Below are 10,533 nucleotides of genomic sequence, written 5' to 3'. Positions count from 1 at the left end.
AACAATGGCAAATGGGTGGGCATGTGCGGTGAAATGGCCAGCGATCCTTATGCGGCCGTAATTCTCATGGCCATGGGCATCACCGAGCTGAGTATGAGTGCTCCATCCATTCCAAGGGTAAAGGAGAAGATACGCTCTGTTTCCATGGAGGAGGCCAAGGAGCATCTGGCTAAGGTTATGGCCATGGAAACCGGTGCAGAAATCCGTGAATACCTCCATAGCAAAATCTAAAAAGGGGGACTGCTTTTGCGGTCCCTTTTTCTATTTTTATCCGATGCTAACGGGTGCTAAGACTCCCTCCTCTTAGGTGGGAGTTAAGCACCCGTAAAGCCCTGGGTAAAATTCAACTAAATTCAGATGGAGTTAAAACTCCACCTGAATAAGTTTTCATTTTATGTGCTGTGGTATACTTCTTGTTAGGTGATAGCTGTGAGAATTTTTACAAATGACTGGGAAGAATATCTGCTTCCTGAAATGGAGAAGCCGTATTATAAAGAGCTTCGGCAGTTTCTTATAAATGAATACCGCACCCGGCAAATATTTCCCGATATGTATTCCATATTTAATGCCCTGCACTATACCAGCTTGGCGGATACCAAGGTGGTAATTTTCGGTCAGGACCCCTACCATGAGCCTGGACAGGCCCATGGTCTGAGCTTTTCTGTACTGCCCAATGTGCCGCCGCCACCCTCCCTGCAAAATATTTTTAAGGAGCTGGAAACGGATTTGGGCTGCAGGGTGCCGGACAATGGCTGCCTGGAGCCCTGGGCAAGACAGGGAGTATTATTGCTGAACACTGTTTTGACGGTTCGGGCCCATAATGCCAATTCCCATCAGGGAAAGGGCTGGGAGATCTTTACTGATAAAATTATTTCCATATTAAATGAACGGGAAAAACCCATGGTTTTCATTTTGTGGGGGGCACCGGCCCGGCGGAAAAAGGCCATGATTACCAACAGGGCTCATTTGATAATTGAGTCACCCCACCCCAGCCCCCTGTCGGCCTATAGAGGCTTTTTCGGCAGCCGGCCCTTTTCCAGAGCCAACGAATTTTTGAAGTCAACAGGTCAGGAGCCCATAAATTGGCAGCTGCCCAACATACATTAAATTTTATCGGGCAAAAAGCTGTTGGCTTTCACGCCGTCCCTGTGCTAAAACTTTTTCTTGCTTTTATATAGCGGAAAAAATCATAACTCGCTTCGCCCTAAAGGACTAGCTTCGCGTCGCTCAAACAGATGATTTTTCCCACTATAATCAAGGTATAGCAACAAAAAGTTTCTTAACGCACAGTGACTAAATGTTCAAGCCAACAGCTTTTTGCCTATAATTCACATATTGAAAAATAATTGTTGACAAGCCGCCTCCTTTTAGATATAATTCTCGTTGTCTGAAAGACAAATAGGGGTATCGCCAAGTTGGTAAGGCACTGGATTCTGAATCCAGCATTCGTAGGTTCGAGTCCTGCTACCCCTGCCATTTAACTTCAAGAGACTGCGTTGCAGTCTTTTTTTTATGCCTTCCCCTATGGGGAAGCACCCCAAGGTACTAGGAGCAAAGCTCCGTCGGGGGACTCTCCCAGTCTTTGGAGACGGTGGATGAGGTAATTAAAAAAATCCTTGCATAGCGTCCTGCATGATGGTATAATTTTCAAGTCACAAGGACAAGGATAGTTTCAAATTTTCGTTTGATAACTTTCTCTGCTCCTTTAAAATAAGGAGCCAAAGACCAAAGAGGGAGGTGATTTCGTGAGAAAGTACGAAGTCATATTCATTGTTAAACCAATGGAAGAAGAGGCAACTAATGCTGTAGTTGAGAAGTTCACTAAGCTGGTTGCTGCCAATGGCGGTACTGTTGATTCCGAGGATCGGTGGGGCAAGAAGCGTCTTGCTTATGAGATCAAGGATTGTACCGAGGGCTACTATGTTCTGCTGAATGTAACTGCAGAGCCTGCTTGCGTAGCTGAGGCTGACCGTGTTATGAAGATTACTGATGATCTTCTCAAGCACATGGTTGTTCGTGTAGAAGAGTAATAGTTTCGGGAGGTAGACCATGAACAAGGTTATACTGGCAGGCAGATTGGCCCGTGATCCAGAAATGCGCTATACACCTTCTGGCAAGGCAGTTGCTTCATTTACTTTGGCAGTTAATCGCCGCTATGGCCGCAGTGCCGGCGATCAGCAGCAGACGGCGGATTTTATTCCGATTATTGCCTGGGAAAAATTAGCTGAAGTTTGTGGTAATAACCTCATAAAGGGAAGTCAGATACTGGTAGAAGGTCGTATGCAGGTCAGATCCTACGAGGCTCAGGATGGTACTAAGCGGTACGTTACTGAGGTGATTGCTAATGAGGTGGAATTTATGGGCTCAAAGCAGCAACGGGATCCAAATGCCGGTGGATTTGCTCCATCACCTGCAGCAGCTCCGGCTGAGGCGGCTCCTATGGGTGGTTTCGGTGGAAGCCCGGTATCGGATGACGATATTCCATTTTGATAGGAGGGAATATACTTGATTAAGCGTGATAGAAGCAGAAGACCTCGCAAGAAGGTTTGCAGTTTCTGCGTAGATAAAGTAGAAGTAATCGACTATAAGGACGTTGCCAAGCTCCGTCGTTATATTACCGAGCGCGGTAAGATTTTACCTCGTCGTATTTCCGGCAACTGCGCAAAGCATCAGCGTCAGGTTACCGTAGCTATTAAGCGCGCACGTAACATCGCTTTGTTGCCATTTACTGCTGAATAATAGTAGATATTAAAGGGATGTGAACAATGAGCAATCATTTTTCACATCTTTTTTTATGCGCATTCCCCTCCGGGGAAGCACCTAAAGGTACTAGGCACTACATGCCGTCGTGGGACCGCTGGCAATCCGAGGCTGGTCCTGAAGGGCGGCGGATGAGGTACAAATATGGCAACAACTGATAGATTAGTCAAGGATATGATACGGGAACGGCGTTTTCATTTCCGTTTATTTATAGAAGGCATTCTTGTGGGCATTTTTGCCGGGTGCGTCATTGCCCTGTTCCGCTATTTGCTGGGGGTATCGGAAATTCTACGGCCCATGATATACAGCATAGTGGAGGATAGCTTTAATAATGGTGATTATTATGTACCAGCCATCTATTTTTCGGCCTTTGTAATTATTGCCTGGCTGCTGATGAAAATAGTGGATAACGAGCCCATGTGTACCGGCAGCGGTATTCCCCAGATTAAGGGAATTTTGGGTGGCCGGATGAATATGCGGTGGCTGTCGGTGCTGGTTTCCAAGCTCATTGGGGGTGTGCTGGCCATAGGTGCCGGTTTGTCCCTGGGACGGGAGGGACCCAGTGTCCAGCTGGGGGCCTGTGTTGGTCAGGGAGTAAGCCGGGGATTTATCAGAACCCGTTATGAGGAGCGGATTCTCATGACCGCCGGCTCCGGCGCCGGCTTGGCGGCGGCCTTTAACGCACCCTTGGCCGGGGTTATCTTTGGCCTGGAGGAGCTGAATAAAAGCTTTTCCCCGGTGCTGCTTATGGCCTCCGTTACGGCGGCGGTTACCGCCACCACCGTTACCCAGGTCATCTTTGGGGCAGGTCCAGTATTTCATATTGGGGAGCTGGAGGTATTTCCTCTAAATATGTTTGGTACCCTTATTTTATTAGGTCTGTTCATTGGCGTATTAGGCCGCAGCTTCAATCCCGGCCTGCTGCTGGCCATGAATTATTATGATAGGCTGAAAATCAAGGGAATGCTGCGTCCCCTGCTGCCGCTGGCTATGGCGGCAGCCCTGGGCTTTATTTTGCCGGAAATATTAGGAGGCGGCAACCGGCTGGTGGATGCCCTGTCCCGGCATTGGTACCCCCTGTATTTTTTGGTTATTCTCTTTGCAGGAAAGTTTCTTTTCACCCTGGTGTGCTTTGGCTCAGGGGTGCCGGGGGGCATATTCTTGCCTATGCTGGTATTAGGGGCTGTCAGTGGGGCGGTATTCAGCAGTCTGCTGGTAAATGCCGGCTTTTTGCCGGAAATCTACGCCGGTGACCTGATTGTATTTGGCATGGCGGCCTTTTTTGCCGCAGTGGTAAAATCGCCAATTACCGGCAGCGTGCTTATTATGGAAATGACCGGTTCATTTCACCACCTGCTGGCCCTTATATGTGTGTCCATGACCGCCTATTTGGTGGCTGACCTTACAGGGGGCAAGCCGGTTTATGAGGAGCTGCTGAACCGTGCCCTCCGCCTGAAGGAGCAGGCCCAGGGAATAGGGGATAATTCCTCAGGCCGCCGTATAGCCCTGGAGCTGGTGGTGGCTGGCGGCAGCATGGCCGATAAAGCCCTTATCAGGGATATAAAATGGCCGGAGCAAACTGTGGTGGTGGATATAAAACGGGGGCTGCAACGGATTAATCCTATGGAGGAGGCCCGGCTTTACCCCGGTGATTTTCTGTATTTATTGACCAATGATACGGATATCTCCCATCTAAAGGACATGATAGAAAAGGAGGCCCCACCCAGGCGGTAAATGTTCATTGCGCTATTATTTTTGTAAATGCGTGCAAAACAATAGAAAATGTGATAAATTAATAACATAGAGAATCACTAAGATTAAACTATAGTTAAGGACGTGGGACAAATGTTTTTGGAAGAGCGCCAGGAAAGCATTATGAATATGCTTAACGCCGAGGGGAAGGTTCGGGTTAAGGAGCTTAGTGCCAAGTTTAATGTTACCGACGATTGTATCCGCAAGGATTTGGGCTCCCTGGAGAAGCAGGGACGGTTGAAGAGAACCTACGGCGGAGCAGTGGTCATCAGGGAAAATATTCACGCCATAGAGGTCAGCAAGCACAAGGGCTCCGATGTGGATGCCAAGCGGCGGATTGCTCAGGCAGCGGTGAAGCTTATTCATGAGCACGATATGGTTTTTTTGGATATTTCCACCAGCAATTTGGCTATTGCGGAATTGCTGATAAAGGATCAACGGGAGCTGACCATTGTGACCAATATGATTGATATATTGATTATTTTGGCCCGTCATCCGCGAATCAGGGTAATTTTTGCCGGCGGTAAGATAAATAAGAGCCGGGATGGCTTCTGGGGTGGTATGACCATGGATTTCATTTCCCGCCTTAAGCCGGATATTGCCTTTGTAGGGGCCGTTGGTGTGGATGTCATGGAAAACAGTGTATCCACCTACGATATTGAGGATGGTATCAACAAGGCCCGGATCATTCGGGTAAGCAAGCGGGCCTATGTGGTGGCCGAGGCCAAGAAGCTCAGTACGGACGGCAACTATAATTACGCAACCCTGGATACCCTGTCCGGCCTCATTACCGATGCCCTTCCTGACGAAAAAATCCGCAGGGCCGCCGCTGATTACGGTGTGGATATTATTGTACCATAAGGTTTGTTTAAGGAATTACAATGACAAATAATTGGCTGAACCAGTTTAAGGACTGGAATAATTATTATAATCTTATAATTAAGGGGCTGAAGGTATTTCTGTTTTATCTGTCAGTCCTTTCTCTTTGCCGTGTGATATTTATCGCCCTTCTCCAGGATTATATGGGCAGCGAGGCAGGCCCGGCCGATGTATGGCTGGCCCTGTTCGGTGGGACCCGTTTAAGTATACAGACGGCCGGTATCATGACGGTGGCGGTGGGGCTGCCATCAGCTTTGGCGGCTGTGTTCAGCCGAAGGGGCGGCAAATGGCTCTTTAAGGTATTAAGTGCCGTAACGGCGGCTGTCACCATGATATTGTTCTTTGCCAGCATCCCCTATTACCATCAGTTTCATTCCCGATTTCACCAGCTGCTGTTCAATACGGCCAACGATGATGTTTATGCGCTGTTCGTGTCCCTGGTCCAGGAATTTAACCTGCCGCTGAGACTGGCCGGGGCTTTGCTGCTGGCCTTTGTGGTGTGGTGGCTGCTCAATAAATTCCTTGCGTTCCAATTGGCGGAACGTCTTGGGGCAGGGGGAAGGCTGTCAGCATTGGGCAGGTCCGGTATCTGGGCAGAGAAAATACTGGTAATATCCATCCTTTATCTGGTGGCCCGCCTGGTATTCTTCGGTGGCAGCCTGAGCTGGGAAAACTCCGTCAGCTGGGAAAATGCGGGAATTACCAGGGATGCCTTTTTGAATGAGGCTATTTTGGACGATTATCAGGCCATTTATCGGGGCTATCGCATGAACGGGCGCCTGTTGTCCAGTGAGGGCCTTGATTTCACCACCCGGCAGATACAGGAGCTGGCGGCCCATATGGCCGGTAAAGAGCCTGACAGCAATAATTTGGCGGATTATATTGGGCGGACTGCCCAGGGGCCCTTGGTTAATAAGCCCAAGCATATTTTTTTAATCCTTTCCGAAAGCTATGCCAACTGGCCCCTGCTGGATAAATACAAGAAGCTTCATATAGCCGATGGCATGAAGCGGATTATTGGTGAGCCTGATACCGCCTATTGCCCCACCTTTTTGCCCAATGGGGGCAGTACGGTTTCGGCAGTGACGGGAATTGTGACGGGACTGGCGGATGCCAATTTATACCTTACCACCATGCCGGAGTCCTTTGCCGGTCCGTATCCTACTGCCATAGCTCCCCAGATGAAGGCCTTGGGCTATTATACAGCTATGTGGTATGCGGGGCCTGCTACCTGGGAGCGGATAGAGCCCTTTGTATTGGCCCAGGGCTTTGATCAGTTCCGGGGCCGGGGCAGTATGCCGCCGGAGTCCACCGGCAGTGTTTGGGGTGTGGATGATGAATATCTTTATGAAGCGGTGCTGAAGGGCATTGACCCTGAACGGGCCAGCTTTAATGTTATTTTGAATGTTTCAAATCATTCCCCATTTAACGTGGATTTATCCGCCAAGGGCTTTGATGCCCGGACAGTAATGGCGGGCCTGCCTGAGGAGGCCAAGGGCAATGAGGAGCTGCTGCGGCAATTGGGGCATTTTTGGTATGCGGACCGGGAAATGGCCAAATTTATCAAAACCATCAAGGAAAAGTATCCTGACAGTTTGGTTTTGGTGGTGGGTGATCATGCTGAACGCTATAACATTGACAGGACCCCCAACATTTACGAGCGCTACGGTGTCCCCTTTATTATTACCGGCAAGGGGGTAACCCCACAGCTGCTAAGTTCCAAGGCGGCGGGCAGTCAGTTCGATATTGCCCCTACCCTGGTGGAGATGATTGCACCAAAGGGCTTTAAGTACATGTCCATAGGCTCCAGCCTGACCAGCCGGAACACTATGGGGGTTAATTATGCCGTATGGCTCACCAGGGACTATTATGGGGAGGCGGATATATATCCCCTTCAGCCCATTCCTATTGAGGCCAATGGGGGAGCAGAGCCCATGGATGTGCTGGAAATGCAGATTTATTGCGATACCATACGCTCCATTTCCTGGTGGCTGCCCAAATATGGCAATATCTTGGATGAAAGTCTGATGGAGGCCAAAAAATGAGTCCTGGAAGCTACAGTACCATATTGGGGGATTGTACCCTTTGTCCGCGACAATGTCATGCCAACCGTATGGAGGGACAGGGGGTATGCGGAGGCGGGGTTAAGGCCAGGATGGCCTTGGTAAGCCTTCATCCCTGGGAGGAGCCGGTTATTGCCGGTGCCCAGGGGGCGGGAACCGTCTTTTTTTCCGGATGTAACCTTGGGTGCATATATTGCCAAAATCATGAAATAAGTCATGGATATAAGGGAATTGATGTGACGGATGAACGGCTGGGGGAGATTTTTTGCGAGCAGCAGCTCCGGGGAGCGGCTACTCTGGACTTGGTTACTCCTACCCATTATGTTCCGCAAATAATTAATGGATTATTTTTTGCAAAAAAAAAGGGTTTTTCCCTTCCTGTGGTGTATAATTCCAGTGGGTACGAAAATATTTCCACCTTGGACCTATTGGATAATATGGTGGATGTATTTTTACCGGACTTGAAGTATTACTCGGCGGAATTGGCTGGTGCCTACTCCAAGGCCCCGGATTACTTTCAGGTTGCCTCCCGGGCTATAAAGCGGATGGTTCAGTTGACGGGAGCCGCTGTAGAACGGGATGGCATACTGCAAAGGGGGGTACTGGTAAGACATATGGTGCTGCCAGGGGCCAGAAAGGACAGTATGCAGCTTTTGGCGTGGCTGTGGGAGGAATTTGGTGACAGTATTATGGTGAGTATAATGAATCAATATACGCCAGCCTACAGGGCTGTGACTCACCCCAGGCTAAAGCGTCGCCTTACCACATTTGAGTATGATTCAGTAGTGGATTATGCCCTGGACTTGGGCTTTACCCGGTGCTTTATTCAAGAGGCGGGAACCGCCCGGGAGGGGTATATCCCTAAATGGACAGGACAGGGAGTAGCAAAGGCATACACATAATTTAGTTGTTTAAATTAATTATTAAAGGTATAATGTTATTATCTTTTTTATACTAATTTTAAGAGCGGATTGATGTGTATTATGAACCAAGCTTCACAAGGAGAGGTGTTTATTTATGGCAGAATTAGATGATATTCGCGTGCAAGATATTTTTGATATGGAATTTTTGCAGAAATTCCAGGATACATTTGCCAGAGCAGTTGGTATGACCGCTGTTACTGTGGATGCAGATGGCAAGCCTATTACCAGACCTACTGACTGGTCAGATTTTTGTATGAAGTACACCCGTGATTCCCGGGAGGGCTGCCGCCGCTGTGAAGAATGTGACAGGCGTGGTGGTGAGACGGCTGCCAGAACCGGTCGTCCATCTGTATACGAGTGCCATGCCGGTTTGATGGATTTTGGGGCGCCTATAATGCTTAACGGCAGACAGATTGGTTCCATTTTAGGCGGTCAGGTTTTGACGGCCCCACCGGATGAGGAGAAATTCCGGGCCTATGCCAGAGAGATAAATGTGGATCCGGAAAAGTACGTGGAGGCTGTACGGAAGATTCAGATTGTGCCCAAGGCACGTCTGGAGCAGGCGGCTGAATGTCTGTTTCTGATGGCCAGCAGTCTGTCCCAGATCGGTTTTATGCAGTATCGGTTGAGGGAACTGGCTGGTTCCATTAACGATACGGTTCTTCATGTTTCCGCCGCCATGGAGGAATTGGCTGCTTCGGCCAATAATGTAAATGACAATCAGAAGGGCCTGAATGTAGAAATTCAGAATGTATCCGAGATTTCCGGTAAGATAAATGAGTTCACCAGCCTTATCAGGGATATTGCCAAGCAGACCCGTCTCCTTGGTCTTAATGCCTCCATTGAGGCAGCCCGTGCTGGTACGGCCGGTGCCGGTTTCGCCGTTGTATCTGAGGAAATCGGTAAGCTGGCTGACAGCTCCCGTGAGACGGTGGACAAGATTCAGGAATTCACGGACCGCATTGGTGAGTCTGTCCAGGAAACGGTGGCCAAGGGTGAGGCAACCTCTGATATCGTTGGTCAGCAGTCGGCGGCTATTTCCGATGTGGCCCAGGAGCTTTCCTCTTTGTCAGAGACTGCATCCAGACTGGTTGATCTGGCATCAGGCGGCAAGTAATCAGACAGCAGTTTAATAACAGTTTAACTTAAACTTAAAAAATAATCCCCATCAGTGGATACGCAGGTATCCGTTGATGGGGGTTTTTCTTTGGAAAAATATGTATAAATAAGTGCTGAGCTCTATTGTACGATATGCTTGCCGGAGGCAAAGGCCTCCTTCCAATATTCATTGGACAGCTCATCGATGCGGATACCCTTGCTGGAGGAGGCATGGATAAATTTACCGTTGCCCAAGTAAATGCCGCAATGGCTTATTTCGCCGGATTTATCTGTGTGGAAGAACACCAGATCACCGGCTTCAAGCTTGCTTACCGGCGCGTATTTCCCCAGCTTGTACTGTACGTCCGCCGTCCGGGGAAGGGAGAAGCCATTTTGTTTAAATACAAACTGAAGATAACCGGAGCAGTCAAAGCCCTTGGGGGTTGTGCCACCGGACAGGTATTTTACGCCGATATATTTTTTGGCCGTGGCCAGGAGGCCATTAACCTTATTTTTTGGTAAAAAGGGCTTACTTTCCGGCACGAATTTAGGCTTTGCCGCAGCAGTCGGCTTTCGGCTGCTGTCTTCGGTACTGCTTTGGACATTGCCGTCAGTTTTGCTGTGGTCCTTGTCCTTGGGGGCTGGCTTTGCCTTGGCCGGTTTATCCGTGGTGTCTACCGTCCCCGGGCGCAGGGTGTTGATTACCTTCATGGTCTTATCATCAACCTCCCCGCTGAGCTTGATTTTGTTGTCCCGCTGAAAGGCCAATACAGCCCGTTTGGTGCTGTTGTCATAGACGCCGGTAACATTTTTTATGTTGTAGCCCAGCTCCTTCAGCTTTTGCTGGACAGTCACCACCTCTGGTCCGGTGGAATTCATGGTGAGGGTTTGGGCGGCGGCAATACCGCTGTTAATGGTAAGAGCAGTAATCAGGGCTATGCCCGTCCTCAGGGCCCGTCCTCTTATGGAAAATAGATTTGTCATCACGGAGCAATCACCAGCCTTTATAAGAGAAAGATATGTTTATAAGAGAAAGATATGTTTATAAGAGAAAGATA

At 49.0% G+C, this 10,533-nt stretch carries 11 protein-coding genes and 1 tRNA gene; 11 read left to right on the top strand and 1 reads right to left on the bottom strand.

The features are described from left to right. The 11 genes from Q0Y54_RS09065 to Q0Y54_RS09015 form a co-directional block, all read left to right on the top strand. On the top strand, positions 1 to 231 hold a 231-nt coding region (locus tag Q0Y54_RS09065; RefSeq protein ID WP_366072569.1), incomplete at its 5' end, for a putative PEP-binding protein. Between the two features lie 192 nt (positions 232 to 423). Next, complete coding sequence (locus Q0Y54_RS09060; RefSeq protein ID WP_297966588.1) at positions 424 to 1,107, top strand: uracil-DNA glycosylase; 684 nt, start codon at positions 424 to 426, stop codon at positions 1,105 to 1,107. A 293-nt stretch (positions 1,108 to 1,400) separates the two neighbouring features. Continuing rightward, positions 1,401 to 1,476, top strand: a tRNA-Gln gene (locus Q0Y54_RS09055). Between the two features lie 269 nt (positions 1,477 to 1,745). Beyond that, a complete protein-coding gene (rpsF, locus tag Q0Y54_RS09050) occupies positions 1,746 to 2,030 on the top strand; it encodes a 30S ribosomal protein S6 (RefSeq protein ID WP_297966586.1) in 285 nt (94 codons plus the stop codon). A 19-nt stretch (positions 2,031 to 2,049) separates the two neighbouring features. Continuing rightward, positions 2,050 to 2,490 carry a single-stranded DNA-binding protein gene (locus Q0Y54_RS09045; RefSeq protein WP_297966583.1) on the top strand — a complete coding sequence of 147 codons (441 nt, stop codon included), beginning with the start codon at positions 2,050 to 2,052 and terminating at the stop codon, positions 2,488 to 2,490. 15 nt (positions 2,491 to 2,505) lie between these two features. Beyond that, positions 2,506 to 2,739, top strand: coding sequence for a 30S ribosomal protein S18 (gene rpsR, locus Q0Y54_RS09040; protein ID WP_027396783.1), 234 nt, complete (start codon positions 2,506 to 2,508; stop codon positions 2,737 to 2,739). Between the two features lie 165 nt (positions 2,740 to 2,904). Continuing rightward, positions 2,905 to 4,494 carry a ClC family H(+)/Cl(-) exchange transporter gene (locus tag Q0Y54_RS09035; RefSeq protein ID WP_297966580.1) on the top strand — a complete coding sequence of 530 codons (1,590 nt, stop codon included), beginning with the start codon at positions 2,905 to 2,907 and terminating at the stop codon, positions 4,492 to 4,494. 111 nt (positions 4,495 to 4,605) lie between these two features. After that, entirely contained in the window at positions 4,606 to 5,373 is a 768-nt protein-coding gene (locus Q0Y54_RS09030; RefSeq protein ID WP_297966577.1) for a DeoR/GlpR family DNA-binding transcription regulator, read from the top strand. Between the two features lie 20 nt (positions 5,374 to 5,393). Continuing rightward, positions 5,394 to 7,436 (top strand): LTA synthase family protein, encoded by a 2,043-nt coding sequence (locus Q0Y54_RS09025; protein ID WP_297966574.1) that lies wholly within the window; start codon positions 5,394 to 5,396, stop codon positions 7,434 to 7,436. Beyond that, positions 7,433 to 8,356 carry a radical SAM protein gene (locus Q0Y54_RS09020; RefSeq protein ID WP_297966571.1) on the top strand — a complete coding sequence of 308 codons (924 nt, stop codon included), beginning with the start codon at positions 7,433 to 7,435 and terminating at the stop codon, positions 8,354 to 8,356. The genes Q0Y54_RS09025 and Q0Y54_RS09020 overlap by 4 nt, the downstream gene beginning before the upstream one ends. A gap of 115 nt (positions 8,357 to 8,471) precedes the next feature. Continuing rightward, a complete protein-coding gene (locus Q0Y54_RS09015; RefSeq protein WP_297966568.1) occupies positions 8,472 to 9,494 on the top strand; it encodes a PocR ligand-binding domain-containing protein in 1,023 nt (340 codons plus the stop codon). Between the two features lie 122 nt (positions 9,495 to 9,616). Here Q0Y54_RS09015 and Q0Y54_RS09010 read toward each other — a convergent pair whose 3' ends face one another. Continuing rightward, complete coding sequence (locus tag Q0Y54_RS09010) at positions 9,617 to 10,459, bottom strand: NlpC/P60 family protein (protein ID WP_297966565.1); 843 nt, start codon at positions 10,457 to 10,459, stop codon at positions 9,617 to 9,619. Between the last annotated feature and the right edge of the window lie 74 nt (positions 10,460 to 10,533).

This window comes from uncultured Anaerovibrio sp., from assembly GCF_947302755.1.
In the GTDB taxonomy this organism is placed as follows: Bacteria; Bacillota; Negativicutes; order Selenomonadales; family Selenomonadaceae; genus Anaerovibrio.
Note: the sequence above shows the minus strand (reverse complement) of the source record. Positions and strands in the feature narration are given on the sequence as shown.

Excerpts from the sequence above, each read along its gene's own strand:
- Q0Y54_RS09045 (WP_297966583.1), top strand. The coding sequence starts at position 2,050 with ATGAACAAGGTTATACTGGCAGGCAGATTGGCCCGTGATCCAGAAATG.
- Q0Y54_RS09035 (WP_297966580.1), top strand. The coding sequence starts at position 2,905 with ATGGCAACAACTGATAGATTAGTCAAGGATATGATACGGGAACGGCGT.
- Q0Y54_RS09030 (WP_297966577.1), top strand. The coding sequence starts at position 4,606 with ATGTTTTTGGAAGAGCGCCAGGAAAGCATTATGAATATGCTTAACGCC.
- Q0Y54_RS09025 (WP_297966574.1), top strand. The coding sequence starts at position 5,394 with ATGACAAATAATTGGCTGAACCAGTTTAAGGACTGGAATAATTATTAT.
- Q0Y54_RS09020 (WP_297966571.1), top strand. The coding sequence starts at position 7,433 with ATGAGTCCTGGAAGCTACAGTACCATATTGGGGGATTGTACCCTTTGT.
- Q0Y54_RS09015 (WP_297966568.1), top strand. The coding sequence starts at position 8,472 with ATGGCAGAATTAGATGATATTCGCGTGCAAGATATTTTTGATATGGAA.
- Q0Y54_RS09010 (WP_297966565.1), bottom strand. The coding sequence starts at position 10,459 with ATGACAAATCTATTTTCCATAAGAGGACGGGCCCTGAGGACGGGCATA.